Below are 20,346 nucleotides of genomic sequence, written 5' to 3'. Positions count from 1 at the left end.
GCGGACGCTAGCTGGCGGGCGCAGGAGACGCAAGCAGATAGGACGATCAAGTATCACTGCTGAGCTGCAGCCGGCCACAGGGCATGAAAGTGGTGCACCGGGCCGTATCCCTGCCCCACGGCAAGCTCACCGGAGCAGCGGATGGCCTCTGTTACGAAACGCTTGGCCATCTCGATCGCATCTTCCAGCGGCAGTCCCTTCGCAAGGCCGGCAGCGATGGCCGAGGACAGGGTGCATCCGGTGCCGTGGGTGTTCATCGTGTCGATGCGGGGCGAGGTGAAATGGCGAGCCCGTTCCTTCGCGGCAAAGACATCGACACTGTTGGGCCCTTGCCCGTGCCCGCCCTTGATGAGCACGGCGCGGGCCCCGTAAGAGCGGAGGCGTTCGGCCTGCACCGCCATCTCGCGTTCCTCCAACGCCAGAGGCGCGTCCAGCAGGGCTGCGGCTTCCATGAGGTTCGGCGTGACGAGATTGGTGAGCGGCATCAGCCGATCCCGCACCGCGACGATGGCGCTTTCTTCCAGCAACCGTGCGCCCGTCGCGGCCACCATGACCGGGTCCAGCACGATGTTGCGCGCGCCGTGGCGGCTAACGCCGTCGGCCACCGTCTCGATCAATTCAGCGTTGCCCAACATCCCGATCTTGACGGCGGCCACATCAAGGTCGGTGAAGACGGCATCGATCTGCTCGGCGACAAAGGCCGGCGGCACAGGATGGATGGCGGTAACGCCCCGGGTGTTTTGCGCCGTTAGCGCAACAATGACCGATGCGCCATAAACTCCCAGCGCGGAGAACGTCTTGAGATCGGCCTGAATACCGGCCCCTCCCGAGGAATCCGATCCGGCGATGGTCACTGCAATCGGGTAAGGCACGTCGTGTTCAGGCATGGGTGATTTCAGCATCTCGCTTCCCTCCGCCGGTGCGATCCGGATCAGGTTCATGGGTTGGCGCTCGTGGCCTCTCAGCCCTTCGGTGGAAGGGCACCCCAAGGAGACTTGGGTGTGTTAGAGCATCTTTGACGGTTGGTCTCAAGATCAGGTCGACGGGGGGGCACTGGCCTTTCTGGCCCGGGCCCTCTTGATGCCCAGCCGATGCTCTCGGAAGATTACATAGACGCCGGAGCCGATGATGATCGCAGCGCCGATATAGACGGTGGACTGCGGCACGTCGCCAAACAGCGCCCAACCGAGAGCGACCGACCAGATGATGGTTGTGTATTCGAAAACGGCGATCAACGACGCATCCGCATACCGGTAGGATTGGGTCATCAGGAGTTGGCCGATACCGCCGAAAATGCCTGTCAGAAGCAGGACGCCCATGACCGTGAGGTCCGGCATCACCCAGCCGAAGGGGATCGACAGGAAGCTAAGGACCGCCGAGAACAAGGAGAAGTAGAAGACGATCGCGCCCGCCTTCTCCGTCTGCGCAAGCCGCCGCACCTGGATCATGGCGCAGGCCGAACAAAAGGCTCCGGCCAGGGCGAAAAGTGCGCCCTGCGACACGCGCGCCTCCCCGCCCACACCACCAAAAGCCTCCGCAAGGGTGCCGCCTGACAGATGCGGCCACAGCAAGATGAGGACGCCGATCAGACCGACACCGACCGCGCTCCAGCGATAGATGCCGATGCGCTCCTTCAGGATGAAATAGGCAAGCACGATGGTGATGAGCGGCGCGGCATAACCGATGACAGTCGCATCCGGCAGTGGCAGACGTGCAAGCCCCGAAAACACGAAAAGCATCGAGAGACAGCCGATAAAGCTGCGCAGAAAGTGCCCCGGGATGTTCCGCGTCAGAACAGTCTGCTTCAGCTCTCCGACCAAGATCAGCCAGACCACGATGGGCAGGAGACCAAGGAAGCTGCGGAAGAACACCACCTGGCCGGGCGGCACGGCATCACCGATCCAACGGATGCATGCGGCCATCAGCGTGAAGAAGAACGCGGCCAGGATTTTGAGAGCAATTCCGGCGAACATCCGGGCACAAAAGAAAAGGCCCCACGCGCCTTTGGAGGAGGACGCGCAGGGCGACGTTATTGGGTCTCGTCAGGTGCACCTTATCATCGGAGGTTGATGCCGCAAAGGGAACTTTCGCGGGGCTGCTCTGCACCCGTGACATGGCAACGAGGAGTGCAAACGCCTTATGCCGACACCTCCCGGATCGCGCGCCACACCCGCTGCGGTGTTGCGGGCATGTCGAGATGGCGAATGCCATAGCGGCGGCCTAGAGCGTCCATCACGGCGTTCATAACGGCTGGGCAGGCGCCTATGGTGCCCGCCTCGCCCGCACCCTTCATGCCCATGGCGTTGGTTGTGGAAGGCACGTTCCGCGTCTCGAAATCGATCATGACCATATCGTGCGCACGCGGCACACAATAATCCTGGAATGATCCCGTCAAAAGATTGCCCGCGTCATCGTAGATGGTGTGCTCCAACAGAGCCTGGCCCACACCCTGCGCGACACCACCGTGGATCTGGCCGGCGAGCAGCATCGGATTCAGCGTCACGCCGAAATCGTCGACCACTGTATAGGCCACGAGTTTCACTAGGCCTGTCTGCGGGTCGATCTCCACTTCGCTTACATGTGTGCCGTTCGGATAGGTGGCTTCCGGCTGCTTGAAGGCGCCCTTGCCGGTCCGGCGCTCCGCCTTTGCCTGCGGCAGGGCGGCAAGTGCCGCCAGCGACAGCACGTGATTGGTACCGGGCACGCTGATGGTGCCATCGCCAATCTGGAGGTCGCCGACCGGCCGGCCGAAAACCTCCGCCGCGAAACTGAGCAGCTTGGAGGCGAGATCCTCTGCTGCCCGCGCCACCGCGACGCCGCCCACCGGGATCGAGCGCGAACCGCCGGTTCCGGCACCCGTCGGGATGAGATCGCTGTCACCCTGCACCACATCGACCATGTCAGGGTCGAGATCGAGGTGCTGCGCCACCATCTGAGCATAGGCGGTCTTGTGGCCCTGCCCGTTGGACTGCGTGCCCACAAGCACCGTGACGCGGCCGCTGGTCTCCAACCGCACCGTCACATCTTCAGCCCCGAAGGCACAGCACTCGATGTAGCTGGCAAAGCCGAAGCCCCTCAGCAGCCCCTTCGCCTCGCTCGCACGGCGGCGGTTCTCAAACCCGGCTTGATCGGCCGTTTTGAGCGCTTGCTCCAGGTGGCCGGAAAACTCGCCGCTGTCGTAATTGCGCCCGCTCGCGGTTGCGTAAGGCAGCTCTGCCGGCGTGACGAAGTTTTTGAGCCGGAGATCCTCCGGCGCAACACCGAGGTCGCGGGCGGCCACATCCACCAGCCTTTCGATCAGATAGAGCGCCTCGGGCCGCCCGGCGCCGCGATAGGCGTCCACCGGCACGGTGTTGGTGTAGACGCCCCTCACCCGGATCGCCATGCACGGCAGCCGATAGAGACCCGGCAGCATGGTGGCCCCCGTGTTCTGGATCATGAGGCCATATTGGGCGGCATAGGCACCGACATTGGACAGCGTATCGACACGAAGGCCGAGGAAGCGATGTTCGGCATCGAGCGCAAGCTCGGCAGTGGAAACAGTGTCGCGCCCCTGCGCGCATCCGACGAAATGTTCGCGCCTGTCGCTGATCCAGGCGACCGGAACCCCGGCCTTCTTCGCCGCAACCAGCGCGAGCGCATACTCAGCATAAAGGAAGATCTTAGGTCCGAAGCCGCCACCGACATCCGGCGTCGTCACCACCATGGCTTCTCGTGGAATTTTGAAGACGTGGTCGCACAGGTTGTCACGTATGCCATGGACACCCTGGCTGCCCACGGCAAGCGAGTAGCGGTTGGTTTCGGCGTTCCATTCTGCCAGGACGCCCCTGGTCTCCAGGTAATTGGCAACCAGTCGGTTGTTGACGAGGTCGAGCTTGACGACATGGGCCGCCTTGGCGAATGCCTCCTCCGTCTTTTCCCTGTCTCCGTGGAACGCGTCGTACGCCAGGTTCGAGCCATGGCTGGGATGGACGGCCTTCGCGTCCACTTCAAGCGCCCGCGTTACGGAGACCATGGCCTCGCGCGGCCGCCAGTCGACCTCCAGGGCGGCTGCCGCATCCTGAGCCTGCTCGAGCGTGTCGGCGATGACGGCCGCCACGGGATCGCCGACATGGCACACCACGTCCTTTGCCAGAACCGGGCGCTCCACCGGCCGCACCGGGCTGCCATCCTGGTTTTTCGGAATGCCGCGTGTCGGCAAACGGCCGAGCTCTTCGACATCATGCGCGGTTAGAACCAGGCGAACGCCGGGCATCTCCCTGATGTCGCTTACATTGGTCAGCGCAAATTCGGCATGAGCGTGCGGCGAACGCACGACGACAAGACGCAACGTCTCTGGTGTCACGAGATCGGCGAGATAGCGCCCCTCGCCCGTGATGAAGGATACGTCCTCGATACGGCGAACAGCCTGGCCAACGCCGAACTTCATGGGTTTCATGCGGGTTCCTTTATGCGGTGCGCTCGCCAGCGATTATAGGGCTGGATCAGACTTTCGCGAGGAAGGCCGCCAGCTTTTCAAGCGCCCCATCCAGCGTCTCCCGACGCTTGGCGAAGCAGAATCGCAGCACCGTACGCACGTGATCCTGCGCATAGAAGGCGCTGACGGGGATTGTCACGACGCCGGCCTGATGCACCAGCTTTTGCGCGAAAGCGACATCGTCGGTCTCATCCAATGGTGCGATATCGACGTTGAGGAAATAGGTGCCGGCGCTCGGCAGCACGGTAAATCCGGCCTCGGCGAGACCCCGTGAGAGATAATCACGCTTTGCCTGAAGATCATCGCGCATCTCCCTGAAATACCGATCATCCTTCGTCAAACCATAGGCGACGGCGACCTGCAGGTTGGGCGGCGTTGTAAAGGTGAGGAATTGATGTGATCGCGCCAGAGCCGCTAGGATATCCGGCGCGGCACAGACAAAACCGACCTTCCAGCCCGTCAGCGAAAAGATCTTCCCGGCCGAGCCGATCTTCACGGCGCGGTCGCGCAGCCCGGGAATATTCAGCACCGAGACGTGACGAGCTCCGTCGAAGACCACATGCTCCCACACTTCGTCCGAGACGACGACCGCATTGCTACGCTCGGCAAAGCGGGCGAGGAGTGCAAGATCCTCCCTGGCAAAAACCGAGGCGGAGGGATTAAGCGGATTGTTGATGATGGCGACGCGCGTTTTGTCGGAAAAGGCAGCCGAGAGCGCCTCCTCGGTAAAGCGCCAGTGCGGGGGCTCGAGGGTGACGAATTTGGGCACGCCGCCAGCACGCAGGACCAGCGGCAGATATGCATCATACATGGGCTGAAACAGCACCACTTCGTCGCCCGGCTCGATCAGGGCGAACAAGGCTCCAGCAAGCGCCTCGGTGGCGCCGGAGGTCACCATGACCTCTCTGGCCGGATCGAGCGTCACGCTGTGGTGATGAGCGTAATGCGCGGCAATGCCCTCCCGCAGCTCAGGAATACCCAGCATGGAGGGGTACTGATTATAGCCGTTCAGCACCGCATCGGCGGCGGCGCGCCGCACGTCCTCGGGGCCCGGATCATCTGGAAAGCCCTGCCCCAGATTCACAGCGCCGGTTTCACGAGCCAGCGCCGACATGGTTTCGAAGACGGTGGTCGGGAGTGACGAAAACAAGCGATTCATGTGAAGTCCTGCATCACTTATGCGAATTGGCCGATAGCCATGTGATCCTGTATCGCTGGCTAAAGCAATGTCCCGGGAGAACAGGAGTGCTTCGATGACCGCTCATGCCAAACTGGCGATGTGCTTCTCCGATATTGAAGCTGCGGCCGCTCGCCTTAAAGGCCATGCCGTCCGCACGCCCCTGCAGCCGAATGCGGCGCTGGACGAGCGTACTCAAGGGCGCATCCTGATCAAACCGGAGATGCTCCAGGTTTCAGGCTCCTTCAAGTTCCGCGGCGCCTTCAACCGCATCGTCCAGATACCGGAAGCCGATCGGGCGCGCGGCGTCGTCGCCTGGTCATCGGGAAACCACGCGCAGGGCGTCGCCGCTTCCGCCGCCCGCCTGGGGATTCCCGCCACCATCATCATGCCGAAGGATGCACCGGCGCTGAAGATCGCGAACACGCGTGGTTATGGCGCCGAGGTACGGCTCTATGATCGTTATTTGGAAGATCGTGACGCCATCGGTCTTGCCATCGCTGCGGAAACCGGCGCCGTCGTGGTGCCACCCTTTGATGACCCCGATGTCATGGCCGGGCAGGGAACGGTCGGGCTTGAGATGGCGCAGGATGCTAAGGCCATGGGCCTTGTTTTCGACGACGTTCTGGTGTGCTGCGCCGGTGGCGGGCTTTCCTCCGGCGTGGCCACGGCCATCAAGACCTTCATGCCGGAGGCGCGCATCTGGACGGTGGAGCCTCTCGGCTTCGAAGACACCGCACGCTCGCTGGAAGGCGGCACGCCTGTTACCAACAGCCCCTCGTCGCGGTCCATCTGCGACGCACTCCAATCACCCACTCCCGGAAAGCTCACCTTCCCAATCCTGCAGAGGTTGGGTGCCGGCGGGCTGGTGGTGAGCGATGAGGAGGCGCTCGATGCCATGGCATATTCTTTCCGCAACCTGAAGCTGGTGGTCGAACCTGGCGGGGCCGTGGCCCTGGCCGCCGTGCTCTCGGGCAAGCTCGCCGTCGAGGGGCGGACAGTCGGCGTCGTCATGTCGGGCGGGAATGTTGACCGGGCGATGTACGAACGCGCCCTCGCACGGCTCGACTGAGATCACACCATCGTTTTCGCGCCTGCTGGACAGCCTTGCCCCATTTAGCCGAAAACTGACAAACAACAGTCAATCCATTGCCAGGAAAGCAGATCCTCATGAAAACCCGTGCCGCCGTCGCCTGGGAAGCCAACAAACCCCTCACGATCGAGACCATTGAGATCGACGGCCCACGTCCGGGCGAGGTGCTCGTTGAAGTCATGGCGACCGGCGTCTGCCACACCGATGCCTATACGCTCTCGGGACTCGATTCAGAGGGCAAGTTCCCGGCCATCCTCGGTCACGAGGGCGCCGGCATCGTGCGCGAGGTGGGCGCGGGCGTCACCAGCCTGAAGCCGGGCGATCACGTCATCCCGCTCTACACGCCAGAGTGCCGCCAGTGCAAAACCTGTCTGTCGCAGCGCTCCAATCTCTGCACCTCGATCCGCGCGACTCAGGGCCAGGGCCTCATGCCAGACGGCACCAGCCGTTTTCGCTGCGATGGCGATGAGGTCTTTCACTATATGGGCTGCTCCACCTTCGCCAATTTCACAGTGCTGCCGGAGATCGCGCTGGCCAAGGTCCGCGAGGACGCTCCCTTCGACAAGATCTGCTACATCGGCTGCGGCGTGACGACCGGCATCGGCGCCGTGATCTATACGGCCAAGGTTTGGCCTGGCGCCAATGTGGTGGTCTTCGGCCTCGGCGGCATCGGCCTCAACGTCATCCAGGGAGCGCGCATGGTTGGCGCCGACAAGATCATCGGCGTCGACCTAAATCCGTCCAAGGTCGAGATCGCCCGCAAGTTCGGCATGACCGACTTCATCAACCCCAATGAGGTCGGAACGGACAAGGTGGTCCAGGCGGTGGTCGACCTGACCGGCGGCGGCGCCGATTTCTCCTTCGACGCGACGGGCAATGTGAACGTCATGCGCCAGGCGCTGGAGTGCTGCCATCGCGGCTGGGGTGAATCCATCATCATCGGCGTGGCCGAAGCCGGCAAGGAGATCGCCACCCGCCCCTTCCAGCTCGTCACCGGCAGGGTATGGAAAGGCACCGCCTTCGGCGGCGCCAGAGGCCGCACGGACGTGCCGAAGATCGTGGACTGGTACATGGAGGGCAAGATCAACATCGATGATCTCATCACCCACACCATGCCGCTTGATGAGATCAACACTGCCTTCGATCTCATGCATGAGGGCAAGTCGATCCGCTCAGTCGTCGTGTACTGAGAAATGAGGCGTCGGAACCATTGCGCGTTCCGGCGCCGTCGATCCGCATCGCAGTTCAAGCGGCGTCGTCGACCTTCGCCGGCGGGTTGAGACCTTGGAGCTTTTCGAAGCAGCCAAGCACGTGCCGCGCCCAATGCGTGGAGTCGTATTTCTCGACGCTGTCCCACATGCGTGCCATGCGGCGGCGCTGCTCGTCTTCGGGCATGGCCAGGGCCTGATCGATGGCGGCATCCATGGCACGCGTCGAATAGGGATTGGTCAAAACCGCGCTCGGAAGCTCCACGGCAGCCCCGGTGAACTCTGAAAGGACGAGTGCTCCGTTCATATCCTTGCGCGCGGCCACATACTCCTTGGCGACAAGATTGAGCCCATCACGCAACGGCGTGATCCAGCACACATCGGCGCAGCGGTAATAGGCGATCAGCTCCTCGAAGGGGATGGCGCTGGTGAAGAGCAGAAGGGGCTGCCAGCCGAAGGTAGCGTACCGGCCGTTGATGCGCCCTGAGATCTGCTCAATATCGCGCTGGACGCTACGATAGACCGCCATGCCGGAGTTGGCCGACACGGATGTGACGAGAAGCTGAACTTGTCCGACAAGATCCGGTCGTCGTTCCAGAAGGCGCTCGTAGGCAAGCAGGGTATCTCGGGTGCCCTTGGTGTAATCGGTGCGCCCCACCGAGATGATAAACTTGCGGTCGCCCAGTTCGGCCTTGATCGCTTCCTCGCGCTGCGCCGTCTTGGCAGTTGCCGCGACTTCCCGGATGTAATCGGCATTGGCACCGACTGGGAATGCATCGATCAGGATGTCGCGCCCCTTGTAACGCAAGCGCTGGGGAATCTCCGGTTCAGACAACGCGGTGCCGCGCGGCGTCAGCGTCTCCTCCACCGCGATGCTCTCGACGATCTCGACATCCTTCAAGCTGCAGGCGGTCGCAACAAAGCTCGTGGCATAGCGCGGGATGTGAAAACCCACCAGATCGCAGGCCAGCAGGCTCTCGATGATTTCGTCGCGCCAGGGCAGGATGTTGAACATGCTCGGCGCTGGAAACGGCGTGTGGTGGAAGAAAGCCACCTTCACGTCGGGCCGCATCTGCTTCACGTATTCCGGCACGAGCCAAAGATTGTAATCATGTACCCAGATCACGGCACCGTCCGCCGCCTCGGCCACGGCCGCCTTGGCAAACAGCAAGTTCACTTCTCGGAATGTCGCCCAGTCCACGGGATCGTAATTGTACTTCTCGGGGAAGGAGTGAAGGATCGGCCAAAGCGCCTCCTTCGACGTCACGTGGTAGAAGCTTTTGACTTGCGCGGCCGTCAGCGGCAGGCGCGAAACATTGTATTCGCCGTAGGAGTCTGAGATCCGCACCACACGCTCAAAACTCTTCTGCGCCTTGGGATCGACCTGCTTCCAGGCCACCCAGGCGCATTGTTCCACGGCACCGAAAAAGCTCTTCAGCGTCGGAACAATACCGTTCGGGCTGGAATGCTCCCGATAGGTGACACGGCCGTCCTCCAGCACCTCTTCATAGGGCTGGCGGTGGTAGACGATCACAAGGTTTGATTTCTTCACGCGGGAACCTCCGCAAAAAAGGCATGGTGTCGGATGGCATCGCGGATACCTGCCGCCCCCTCACCCGGGCTTTGGTAGACGTGCGGCAGACCCGCAAGGCGCTCTTTCAGGGCCGGCTCGGAGTTACCGACAGCAACAGCCGGATAGCCGCTCTCAAACAGCGACAGATCATTGAGCGTATCGCCGGCGACCAACACGGTTTCAGGATCAAGGCGCAGATGGTCGACGAGACGGCGCAGAGTGGGCCCCTTTGAGATGCCGCGCGGCAAGACATCGAAAAAGATATCCGCCGAGGTGATGCAGTCGAACCCCGCCGCCTCCACTTTCGCGCGCGCCGTCGGCCGCAGCATGGCAGGGTCGTAGTAATAGCTGACCCGATAGCGGAAGGGCGTTTGCTGGAGGCGCAGGCCCGGCTCGTCTGCCAGCATGGCCATCACCCGATCGTTCGCCTCGTTCCAAAGTTCGGCGATCGGGGCCTCCAGTTCCGGCAGCGGTTCGATGCCTGTCCCGCCGGCAACGGTGGTGCCCACATCTCCAATCACGTAGTCCGGCTGCGGTACCTTGGTGTCGCGGACCAGCCGGCGGATGAATGGCAGATCACGCCCGGTGACGAAAATCAGGACGATGGAGCTGCGATTGGCTTCGATCCATTCATAGAGCTCGGAACGTTCCGTTTCGCTCCCGCCCAGAAAGGTGCCATCGAGGTCAGTGGCGAGAACGAGGCGGCAGTCAGTTTTATGGTCACTCGGCATCAGGCCAGTTGCACCTCTTGTTCTGCTGTTTGATTGATCGGTCGTTGCGGGATCACGAGTGCGACGCTTCTTTGTTCGCCTCGAAACGGCCGGGACAGGAGCTCGTTCATGGCATCCTTGATCGGCTTGCCATCGGCGATGATGGCGCGCACCGCTTCACAGATGGGCATGTCGACGTTGAGCCGGCGCGCCAGATCAGTGACGGACACGGCATTCTCCGCGCCCTCCACCACTACGGGCCGTCCGCCGAAGATCTCCGCATCGGATTTGTCCTGGGCGAGGCCCATGCCGTACCGCATGTTCCGCGATTGCTCACTGGAGCAGGTCAGCGTCAGATCACCGATCCCGGCAAGTCCGGTCACTGTGTCGCGCCGGCCGCCGAGCGCTTCGGACAATGTTTTCAGTTCATCGAGACCGCGCGTGATAATGGCGGCCCGCGCATTGGAGCCGAAGCCGAGCCCGGTTGCGATCCCGCTGGCGATCGCCAAGACATTCTTGACCGCACCGCCGACTTCAACGCCGGCAACGTCGTCGGAGATATAGGGACGGAAGGTGGCCGTCCCGATCGCGCGGGCAAGAGCTGCCGCAAGGGAATGCTCGGGACGGGACGCCGCATCCGGAGAGGCAATGGTGACGGCCGTGGGCTGGCCGGCAGCAACCTCGTCGGCAAAGGTCGGTCCAGACAGCACAGCGAGCGCGTGTGAGGGAAGCACTTCCTCGACCACCGCAGCCAGGAGAAGGCCATTGCTGCGTTCGATCCCCTTCGAACAGATGACCAAGGCCACGTGCGGAGCCAGGCAGGTCTCCAGGGCCTGACAGGTTGCTCGCAGAAACTGCGACGGGACGACCAGAAGAACAGCATCCGCGTCCTTAACAGCCGCGGCAAGATTCTCCTCAGGCCTCACCACTTCGGGAATGTCATATCCGGGAAGGAAAATATCGTTCTGCCGGCGGCTTCGAATACTCTCGACCACCTCGGGCTCCCGTGCCCAAAGGGAAACGTTACACCCGGCGCGGGCCGCCGTGATGGCGAGCGCTGTTCCCCAGGCGCCTCCGCCGACAACGGCTACATTTTTGATGGGTATTTGAAATCGTGCAGGTGCGAGCTGCTGGATCATACGCGATCAGCCTCCGTGTAAGAGCAAGCGCCTTTTTTGCGACGGCGCGCGAAGCAGTGGTTACAGGCGGATGCGCACCATAATTCGACCACAATCAGAAATCAAGCACTTTTAAAGTATTTCTTATTTCAAGAACAGATTGAATCTCGTACAGATAACTTGTTTAAGAATATTGAATCTATGTAATTATGCTTTTGTGACATAGAAATGCGTTTTAGGGAGAAGCAATATCTTTGTATTTTACCTTGTTATTATTTCATATCCACTTGGTATCGAGATTGTTCTTTCTGATATAGCGCACATTGAGGGATCAGCCTTCGGAGGCACTGCCTCGATCACTTTCTTGCCGTACCCCGGCGGGAAGATAATCATCGAGGAGCCCGGTCTCACACTGGGTCGACAGCATGCGCTCCCGGGACAGAATCCCCCTCATCAGCTGAGTCAGCAGCCATTGGTGACACTCGGAGGCGGTGGCCGGATGTGCTGGCATGCAAATGAAATCAAGAAATTTGAATGCGCGTTGGAATAAGTGGCTGCATCCGCCGTCTAGCTAGATGAACGACCAACGAGCCTCCCTGGAGGAAACAGACATGATCCCGCATTACCTGCGCTCGTCAGCCCTCGCCGTTGCCCTGCTGGCATGAGCATTCGGCTTAGCACCGGCCAGTCTATAACTACGCTGGGCGTTGGCGTCAGCTCGACCGGCGGAGCGGGAACGTCGTCTTCGGTCGGCACGGGAAGCAACACCGCAGGAGAGGCCGGTGGGGTACCTCAACATCAATACGATGTCCTAGGCACGCGCACAGGATGGCGGCACATGGAGTTCCTCCAAGACAACGACGAAATTGAAGGCCGGACAGGAGGTCGACTCCCGGACTATGTCGCACGTGCTCAGCCGAGATCCCTTCAGTTCGATCACATCGAGCGACGCCCGGATCCCTCAGTGATCGCCACGCCTCATGACCGTTTTCAGATGACAACCAGAATGGCGCCGAATGCCCGGGCGCTGAGCGCGCAACCGATTGAAGCGGCGCCTGATACTGTGATCTCTGCTCCAGCGCCAGCCTTGGACCTCCTCCCGCGTCGGAAACGCATCGCTGAGCGGCTTCTTCTCTGGTTGGCCTGCGGTACCGTCGGCAGCGTAATGCTCGGCTGGCTCGGGCTTCTGAGCTGGGGTCTTCTGTGGCTGGCAGGTGCCGTCTAGCAATCCGCCTGCGCGCCCTCCAGCCCGACAAGCGGGTCCCGGCAATATAGGATAAAGAAAAACCCCGGAGGCCAAGGCCTTCGGGGTTTGCATTGGTGGGCGATGTAGGGCTCGAACCTACGACCCGCTGATTAAGAGTCAGCTGCTCTACCAACTGAGCTAATCGCCCGTGCATGCGCCGAAGGCGAATGCGAAACGCCGGGTGCAGATAGCAAAGGCCACCTGCCCTGTCCAGCGGCAGGCGGCCTTTATTTGAAGAAAGATCAATCCTCTTCGACGAAAACCTCGTCACGCTTCTTCCGCACCGATGGCAGCAGCACCACCACCAGCACGAGCGCAGCCGCGACCAGGAGACCGGCGCTGATCGGCCGTTCGAAGAACACCATGGGATCGCCGCGGGAAATGATCATGGCGCGACGCAGATGCTCTTCCAGCATCGGTCCGATGACGAAGCCGAGCAGCAACGGCGCGGGCTCACAATCGAGCTTCGACAGGATGTATCCCAAGAGCCCGAAAGCGGCCATGGCGTAGAGGTCGAACTCATTCGACATGACGCTGTAGACGCCGATCGACGCGAAGGTAAGGATCGCGGGGAACAGCACGTAGTAAGGCACGGTCAGGAGGCGCACCCATAGCCCGATCAGCGGCAGGTTGAGAAGCACCAGCAGCAGATTGCCAACCCACATGGAGGCGATGATGCCCCAGAACAGCTTCGGCTGGGAGGTCGCCACTTCGGGCCCGGGGACGATGCCCTGGATGATCATGGCACCGATCATGAGCGCCATGACGGGATTAGCCGGAATACCGAGCGTCAGCATCGGAATGAACGATGTCTGGGAACCCGCGTTGTTGGCGGCTTCCGGACCAGCCACACCTTCGATGGCGCCCTTGCCGAAACGCTCGGGGGTCTTGGAGACCTTCTTCTCCACCGTATAGGCGGCAAAGGAGGAGAGGATCGCGCCGCCACCCGGGAGGATGCCAAGCGCAGAACCAACGAAAGTGCCGCGAATGATGGGAGCGATTATGGCCTTGAAGTCGGCCTTGCTCGGCCAGAGCCCGGTGACCTTTTTCACCATGATTTCGCGGTCGCTTTCATCCTCCAGATTGCGAAGGATCTCCGCGATACCGAAGACACCGACTGCCACCGCGACGAAGTTCAGTCCGTCTGCCAGTTCCAGGCGATCGAGGGTGAAACGTGGCGTGCCGGTATAAATGTCGGTGCCGACGAGACCGAGCAGCAGGCCCAGGATGATCATGCCAATGGCTTTGACGACGGATCCGTGAGCCAAAGCGACAGAACTTATGAGGCCAAGCACCATCAGCGAGAAATATTCCGCCGAACCGAACTGCAGCGCGATATCTGTCAGCGGAGGTGCGAAGATGGCGATGATGAAGGTGGCCACGGTCCCGGCAAAGAATGACCCGAGCGCCGCCGTTGCCAGTGCCGGACCTGCCCTGCCCTGACGTGCCATCTGATACCCGTCGATGGCGGTGACCGCGGAGGCGGACTCACCGGGCAGGTTGATCAGGATGGCCGTGGTGGAGCCGCCATACTGCGAGCCGTAGTAGATGCCCGCGAGCATGATCAGCGAGGTCTCGGGCGAAAGCTTGAAGGTGATCGGCAGCAGCATGGCGATGGTCGCCGTCGGACCGATGCCCGGCAGAACACCGACCAGGGTTCCAAGAAGGACGCCCAGGAAGCAGAACAGGATGTTCTGCCAATGCAGCGCCGTTTCCATGCCGAGGATGAGATTGTCGAAAATTTCCATTGTCTCGTCCTCAGTTGAGCCAGCCGCCGAACAGGCGAACAGGAAGCCCCAGAGCGTAATAGAACACCCCGATGCAGAAGAGCGTCATACAGACGGTGATGATCGCCGCCTTGAGCACCCCCATGCGGTGGCTGGCAAAAGCGGAAATCCCGCAGACCAGTACCACTGCCGGAACGAAGCCGAGCGCGCGAATCGTGAGGCCGAAGACGATCGGCGACAACAGGATGAAGAACAGCCCACGCCAGGCAATAGGCGTCATGAGGGGATGCTCGGCATTGAGGGACTGCAGCACGACGATGATGCCGATCAGGATCAATAGGCCGGAGAGCACCACGGGAAAGAAGCCCGGCCCCATGCGGAAGGCTGAGCCAATATTTAAGTCTACGTAGGCGTAGATCCCAAAAAAAAGGCCAAGGGCAATGAGGAATGCCCCCGACACCATGTCTCTTTTATTGATACTCAAGGATTACCCCCCGTACGATTTGGCTCGCCGCTATGCGGCGAGCCACGTTCAGTTCGGACACTTCAAAAGCGTCGGTGATAAGCAATCAGTCGGCGTACTGGCCGGCAGCCTTGATAACCGGTTCCCAGCGCTTGATCTCGCTTTCAAGCTTCTCCTTGAGCGCGGCCGGCGTTGCCTCTTCCTGGGTTGAGGGCGCAGTGCCAAGCGAGGCGAACTGCTTCACGACGTTTTCGTCTTTCAAGGCTTTCTGGAGCGACGCGCTGAGACGATCGATCACTTCCTTGGGCGTTCCCTTCGGCGCATAGAGGCCATGCCAGATGCCGACCTGGAAATCGGCAAGACCCTGTTCCGCGGCCGTCGGAACGTCAGGAAGGTTATCCAGGCGCTCCTTGGTCGTCGTGGCATAGGCCTTGATCTTGCCCGACTTGATCTGGTTGGTCGTGTTGGTGGTCTGATCGCACATGAAATCGACCTGTCCGCCCATGAGATCGGTCAGAGCGGGGCCGGTTCCCTTATATGGCACCGTCGTTACCTCGGTCTCAATGGCGCTCATGAACAGCATGCCACACAGATGAGAGGCAGCACCGATGCCGGCGTTGGCATAGGTGACGGTGTCCTTGTTGGCCTTCACATATTCGATCAGGCTCTTCAGATCCGTCGGCTCCCAATTGGGCTTGGAAACGATGACCATCGGCACATCGGTCACCAGACCGACGTATTCAAAAGCGTTGAGCGGCTCGTAGGGAAGCTTCCTGTAAAGCGTGGCGCTGGTCGCCATACCGATGTGATGCAGCAGCAGGGTATAGCCGTCGGGATCCGCCTTTGCGACTCGGGCGGCGCCCAGTGTTCCGCCGGCACCGCCGACATTCTCGACAACGATCTGTTGACCGAGGTCGCGGCTCATGGCTTCCGCGACGAGACGGGTGACGGTATCGGTCGGACCACCTGCGGAGAACGGCACCACGACGGTGACGTTCCGCGTGGGATACGACTGCGCAGCGGCAACACCGGCGCTGAGGGCCAGCAAGCCAAGACCGGCTGCTGCAATCTTAAACACTCTTCCGACCATTCAATGCCTCCTCCCCGCAAGGGGTTCTTTTTCAGTTGCAGTATTTTTGGAAGGTTATTCTGCAAAGCACAAGCTGCCCGGGTCAAGGGCAACGTTTTCCTCCCACACTAGAAAATGGCAATCCTGGGATAGCTTGCGGCGTTACATGACAGCCCCTGTGCATCGCCGTGCACAGGGGCTGTAAACAATTCACATCTAGTTTCAAAAGCTGCGCTTATGCCGAAGCTGCTTGAGCGTGTAGCCTGTTTCGCTTCGATGAAAGCTTGTTGAGAGCCGCCACATAGGCCTTGGCAGAAGCCACCAATGTGTCGGGATCGGAGGAACGAGCTGTGACAGTATAACCCGCTTCCGACAGGCGTATGGATACCTCCGCCTGGGCATCTGTGCCCTCGGTGACCGCGTGCACCTGATAAAGCTCCAGCACCGCCTCGTGTGGAATCAGCTGGCGTATGGCGTGGAAGGTTGCATCGACCGGGCCGTTTCCGGAGGCCTGTGTCGTCCGATGTTCACCATCGATATCAAGCGTCAATGTCGCCGATTGCGGACCCATGGTTCCCGCGATCACGGTCAGCGACAACACCTTGGTGCGGTCATGCGCGGAGGCGATCTCCTGGTCCACCAGCGCCTCGATGTCCTCGTCGTAGACATTCTTCTTGCGGTCGGCCAGATTCTTGAACCGGTTGAACACATCCTCCAGGGCATTTTCGCCCAGCTCATAGCCGAGATCCTTCAGCTTTTCCCGGAAGGCATGGCGGCCGGAATGTTTGCCCATAACGAGCGAGGTCTTGGTCACGCCCACCGATTCCGGCGTCATGATCTCGTAAGTCGTGTTGTTCTTCAGCATGCCATCCTGGTGAATGCCGCTTTCGTGGGCGAAAGCATTCCGCCCGACGATGGCCTTGTTGTATTGCACCGGGAAAGAGGTGACCGCCGATACCATCTTGGACGCGCGCGTCAACATCGTGCTGTCCACCCCTGTTCCGTAGGGCAGCACATCGGCACGGGTCTTGATCGCCATGACGATCTCCTCCAACGCGGCATTTCCGGCGCGTTCGCCGATGCCGTTCAGCGTGCATTCGATCTGCCGCGCGCCGCCGGCGAGGCCTGCCAGCGAATTGGCGACTGCAAGGCCGAGGTCGTTATGGCAATGGGTGGAGAAGATCACCTTGTCAGCACCCGGCACCCGCTCACGCACCGCGCGGAACATCGCCGCATATTCTTCCGGCACCGCATAGCCGACCGTATCCGGCAGGTTGATGGTGGTCGCGCCCGCCTTGATGGCGGCCTCGACACAGCGGCACAGGTATTCGATCGGCGTGCGCGTCGCATCCATGGCCGACCATTCGACATCCTCCACCAGGTTGCGCGCCTGGGCCACAGTTGCCGAAATGATCTCCAGAACCTGCTCTTCCGTCTTGCGCATCTGATGAGCGAGATGGATCGGCGAAGTCGACACGAAAGTGTGGATACGGGGCCGTTTGGCAACCCTCACCGCTTCCCCGGCCCGGGCGATATCGCCCGAAATGGCGCGTGCAAGGCCGGCGATCACGGCCTTTTCGGAACGCTTGGCGATTTCATGGACACTTTCGAAATCGCCCTGGCTGGCAATGGGGAAGCCGGCTTCGATGACGTCCACGCCCATTGATTCCAGAAGTTCGGCAACCTCGATTTTTTCTTCATAGGTCATTGAGGCGCCAGGACACTGCTCGCCATCACGCAGGGTGGTGTCGAAAATGATGACGCGGTCGGACGGTGCGGAAGCTGGCATTGGAGAGATCCTTCTTTCAGGCGAATGCGTATCGCGCTCTGGGTCTTGGGTTCGATCCTGTCCCCTGAGTGCCCAGGCACACGCCCGGCCGGCCCTCAGGGGCGACTAAGGAGAAGGAGACCGGAAAGAAGGCGCGCGGACGGATTGGCGAAAATGCCATTCTCATTCCGGAAGAAGGTCAACTTCGCGCTCATCGCGAATGTCCTCGTTGCGCCGTGCGGCAGCCTAGCGGCGACCGAAGGCCGTTCATAACCCGAGAGCTCTTTGGCTGGCAAGCGCTTCACGCCGGTCCGCGCAGCGAGCTCTGCTTTATGATTACAGCGAAAGAAATGGATGCAACGATAACGGGCGTGGCGCTGTGCTCTCTACAGGCCCTGGGGCTCGGCGCCATTCTCTCCGTCCAGAGCCGTGCCTTCCCTGCCGATCACCGAGGCGGCAGCTCCGGCTCACCCCTGGAGCTGCCATCAGATCGAGGGGTGCATCCACCTTGCAAGGAACGGCCGCGCGCGCCTGACGTTCACTCCCCAACAAGGGAGAAAAAACCATGGCACGTCAGGATCGTGACCCGCCGAAGCGGAACAGCAATTACGCCAATACGGCCGAGACCAGAATGGACGAACGGCCCATCCTGGAGTCGCCTACCGGGACTCGGGCGCCCACCATCGAAGGTGAAACGAGCGTCGCGCAGGACGAAATTCGTGAAAAGAGCGTCGGCACCCGTCCCGTCAGCGACAAGACGAACTTTCATTTGTCCGGCACAGGCGGCATCGAGACCGACGATGGCCTCGACGAGCGATCCGAAATGGCGCGGCACGCGGCTGAGGACATACCGGACGAAGGCATTTCCGATGAGCCGGAAGGTGGCCCTGTCTTCGACAAGGCAGACAAGCTCTAACAGACGGGCTTTCGGTTAGACGTGCAGCTCGCCGGAGGCAACCACCACGGCATGGCCGCCGATGGTGGCTGCGGTGAGCGCCCGATTCTCGATGATGAGGGACAGGACGATTCGGCTCGGGCGCCCCATCTCATAGCCCTGCTCGATGACATAGGTGTGTTCGCCGTCTCCGGGCCGCTCGGTGGCTTGGACGACGCCTGCGAAACCCGCCGCCGCGGCGCCCGTGGCCGGGTCCTCGGCGATACCCATGGAGGGCGCAAACATCCGGGCGTGATAGGATGCGCCCTCCTCCCGTCCGCCCTTGGTGTAGACATAGATTTCCGGCGCCGCCGCATCGAAGACGTTGTTCCACCGGCTCATGTCCGGCCGCGCCCGGGCGACCGCATCCAGATCGGACAGCGGGACATAGTAGAACGGCACGCCCGCGGAGAACCGCGCCGGCACATAGTCACCGCAGCCGATGTCTCCAGGTTCAAGCGAAAGGGCGGCTGCGACGTCGCTCCTGTCGAAATTCCAGGGAAGGCGCTCCGGCAGTTTGGGGAGTTCAAACCGGGCCCGTCCCTTGCCGGTGTCCATCAGGCGCACCGTACAAGGCACCAGGCCAACCTGCTCCTCGACGAGAAAATTGATGTCCTCGCGGAACCCGACCGCATTTTCGATCGCAAGTTGAACGGCGGTCCCCACAGTGGGGTGGCCGGCGAAAGGCAGTTCGCGGCGAGGCGTGAAAATGCGCAGCCGCGCCAGGTTCACATCATCGGCAGGCGGCAGCAGGAACACCGTTTCCGACAGATTGAACTCCCGCGCGATGGACTGCATCGCTTGCGTATCCAATCCGTCGCAATCAAGCACGACCGCCAGCGGATTGCCGGTGAGCGGCCGGTCAGTGAACACGTCGAGAATGCGGTAACGACGGGGCATCAGATGCTTTCGGCCTGGAACAGAGTGGTTGGCGAGACGAACTCATCCTGTGCGGCGACGGTGAGGATTTCGCGGGATTGGGCCTCTGCGGTTCGCTTCAGGAGGCCGTATATGGACGATGCTGCCTTTACCAGCGAGGCGGCGATATCGCGCGTAACGAGGTAATGAACGAAGAACAATGCTGCGATGGCGTCACCCGCGCCGTTGATGGAAAGCGGCAACAGCGGGGTACGCACGCGGAAACGCTGCGCGCCGTCGGATACCAGCATCTCGATGGCGTCATCCGGCGTTTCATTCGTTCGGAAGCTGGTCACGAGAACGATCCGCGGGCCCATCGAATGGACATGCTTGAGCGCCGCCACAGCTTCACTCAGGCTTTGGACCGACATGCCGGAGAGGTATTCCAGCTCGAACTGGTTTGGCGTGATGATATCGGCGGCGGGAACAGTCCTGTCCCGCATGAATTCGGGAATGCCGGGGCGCACGAAGACTCCGCGCCCAACGTCGCCGATCACGGGATCGCAGCAATAAAGCGTGTCCGGATTGAGAGACCGGACCTTCGCTGCCGCTTCCAGGATCGCCTCACCGATGCCGGCGTCTCCCATATAGCCGGACAGGACACCATCGCAGCGGGGCAGCACGCCGCGCTCTTCTATGCCTGTGACGAGCTCGCGTATGGCCTCTCCGGAAAAGACCTGTCCCCGCCATTGGCCATAGCCTGTGTGATTGGAAAACTGGACAGTGTTGACGCTCCAGACTTCATGGCCAAGCCGCTGCATGGGAAAAACGGCCGAGGCATTGCCTACATGGCCGTATGCAACCCAGGACTGGATAGAGAGGATATTCACCTGCGCCCCCGGAAGGTCACGTCCTGCAAGGCGTT

16 protein-coding genes, 1 tRNA gene and 1 riboswitch are annotated in these 20,346 nt (G+C 61.3%); of the genes, 3 read left to right on the top strand and 14 right to left on the bottom strand.

Annotated elements, in window-relative coordinates:
- Positions 1-53: 53 nt before the first annotated feature.
- The 4 genes from thiD to IEV58_RS10060 all read right to left on the bottom strand — a co-directional run bounded on the left by thiD (position 54) and on the right by IEV58_RS10060 (position 5,636).
- Positions 54-902, bottom strand: coding sequence for a bifunctional hydroxymethylpyrimidine kinase/phosphomethylpyrimidine kinase (gene thiD, locus IEV58_RS10075; protein WP_229729339.1), 849 nt, complete (start codon positions 900-902; stop codon positions 54-56).
- Positions 891-998, bottom strand: a riboswitch (TPP riboswitch). It overlaps the preceding gene by 12 nt.
- Positions 999-1,034: 36 nt before the next feature.
- A complete protein-coding gene (locus IEV58_RS10070; protein ID WP_188409593.1) occupies positions 1,035-1,973 on the bottom strand; it encodes a DMT family transporter in 939 nt (312 codons plus the stop codon).
- A gap of 164 nt (positions 1,974-2,137) precedes the next feature.
- Entirely contained in the window at positions 2,138-4,438 is a 2,301-nt protein-coding gene (locus tag IEV58_RS10065; RefSeq protein WP_188409592.1) for a xanthine dehydrogenase family protein molybdopterin-binding subunit, read from the bottom strand.
- Positions 4,439-4,484: 46 nt separating this feature from the next.
- On the bottom strand, positions 4,485-5,636 hold the full coding sequence (locus IEV58_RS10060) for an aminotransferase (RefSeq protein WP_188409591.1): 1,152 nt from the start codon (positions 5,634-5,636) through the stop codon (positions 4,485-4,487).
- Positions 5,637-5,730: 94 nt separating this feature from the next.
- Between IEV58_RS10060 and IEV58_RS10055 the strand changes: the two genes are divergently transcribed.
- Positions 5,731-6,726 carry a threonine ammonia-lyase gene (locus tag IEV58_RS10055; RefSeq protein WP_188409590.1) on the top strand — a complete coding sequence of 332 codons (996 nt, stop codon included), beginning with the start codon at positions 5,731-5,733 and terminating at the stop codon, positions 6,724-6,726.
- Between the two features lie 98 nt (positions 6,727-6,824).
- Positions 6,825-7,937 carry an S-(hydroxymethyl)glutathione dehydrogenase/class III alcohol dehydrogenase gene (locus tag IEV58_RS10050; RefSeq protein ID WP_188409589.1) on the top strand — a complete coding sequence of 371 codons (1,113 nt, stop codon included), beginning with the start codon at positions 6,825-6,827 and terminating at the stop codon, positions 7,935-7,937.
- Positions 7,938-7,992: 55 nt separating this feature from the next.
- On the opposite strand, the gene ggpS is transcribed toward IEV58_RS10050, so the two are convergent.
- From ggpS to IEV58_RS10010, 8 genes are all read right to left on the bottom strand, one after another.
- Positions 7,993-9,507, bottom strand: a complete 1,515-nt coding sequence (gene ggpS / locus IEV58_RS10045) for a glucosylglycerol-phosphate synthase (protein WP_188409588.1) — start codon at positions 9,505-9,507, stop codon at positions 7,993-7,995.
- A complete protein-coding gene (locus IEV58_RS10040) occupies positions 9,504-10,259 on the bottom strand; it encodes an HAD-IIB family hydrolase (RefSeq protein ID WP_188409587.1) in 756 nt (251 codons plus the stop codon). The genes ggpS and IEV58_RS10040 overlap by 4 nt, the downstream gene beginning before the upstream one ends.
- Positions 10,259-11,377, bottom strand: a complete 1,119-nt coding sequence (locus IEV58_RS10035) for an NAD(P)H-dependent glycerol-3-phosphate dehydrogenase (protein ID WP_188409586.1) — start codon at positions 11,375-11,377, stop codon at positions 10,259-10,261. The genes IEV58_RS10040 and IEV58_RS10035 overlap by 1 nt, the downstream gene beginning before the upstream one ends.
- A 1,297-nt stretch (positions 11,378-12,674) precedes the next feature.
- Positions 12,675-12,750 (bottom strand) — tRNA-Lys (locus IEV58_RS10030).
- 94 nt (positions 12,751-12,844) lie between these two features.
- Entirely contained in the window at positions 12,845-14,350 is a 1,506-nt protein-coding gene (locus IEV58_RS10025) for a tripartite tricarboxylate transporter permease (RefSeq protein WP_188409585.1), read from the bottom strand.
- A 10-nt stretch (positions 14,351-14,360) separates the two neighbouring features.
- A complete protein-coding gene (locus IEV58_RS10020) occupies positions 14,361-14,813 on the bottom strand; it encodes a tripartite tricarboxylate transporter TctB family protein (RefSeq protein ID WP_229729338.1) in 453 nt (150 codons plus the stop codon).
- A gap of 85 nt (positions 14,814-14,898) precedes the next feature.
- Positions 14,899-15,882 carry a tripartite tricarboxylate transporter substrate binding protein BugD gene (locus IEV58_RS10015; protein ID WP_188409583.1) on the bottom strand — a complete coding sequence of 328 codons (984 nt, stop codon included), beginning with the start codon at positions 15,880-15,882 and terminating at the stop codon, positions 14,899-14,901.
- 214 nt (positions 15,883-16,096) lie between these two features.
- Entirely contained in the window at positions 16,097-17,650 is a 1,554-nt protein-coding gene (locus IEV58_RS10010) for a 2-isopropylmalate synthase (RefSeq protein WP_188409582.1), read from the bottom strand.
- Positions 17,651-18,194: 544 nt separating this feature from the next.
- On the opposite strand from IEV58_RS10010, the gene IEV58_RS10005 reads away from it, so the two are divergent.
- Entirely contained in the window at positions 18,195-18,545 is a 351-nt protein-coding gene (locus tag IEV58_RS10005) for a hypothetical protein (protein ID WP_188409581.1), read from the top strand.
- 15 nt (positions 18,546-18,560) lie between these two features.
- Here the strand turns inward: IEV58_RS10005 and IEV58_RS10000 are convergent, their stop codons facing one another.
- Both IEV58_RS10000 and pdxY read right to left on the bottom strand, forming a co-directional pair.
- Positions 18,561-19,463, bottom strand: coding sequence for a PhzF family phenazine biosynthesis protein (locus tag IEV58_RS10000; RefSeq protein ID WP_188409580.1), 903 nt, complete (start codon positions 19,461-19,463; stop codon positions 18,561-18,563).
- On the bottom strand, positions 19,463-20,311 hold the full coding sequence (gene pdxY / locus IEV58_RS09995) for a pyridoxal kinase PdxY (RefSeq protein WP_188409579.1): 849 nt from the start codon (positions 20,309-20,311) through the stop codon (positions 19,463-19,465). Before pdxY ends, IEV58_RS10000 begins: the two co-directional genes overlap by 1 nt.
- Positions 20,312-20,346: the final 35 nt, after the last annotated feature.

Source organism: Agaricicola taiwanensis (genome assembly GCF_014635245.1).
Taxonomy (GTDB): domain Bacteria; phylum Pseudomonadota; class Alphaproteobacteria; order Rhizobiales; family Methylopilaceae; genus Agaricicola; species Agaricicola taiwanensis.
This window is presented reverse-complemented; position numbering and strand designations above follow the sequence as displayed.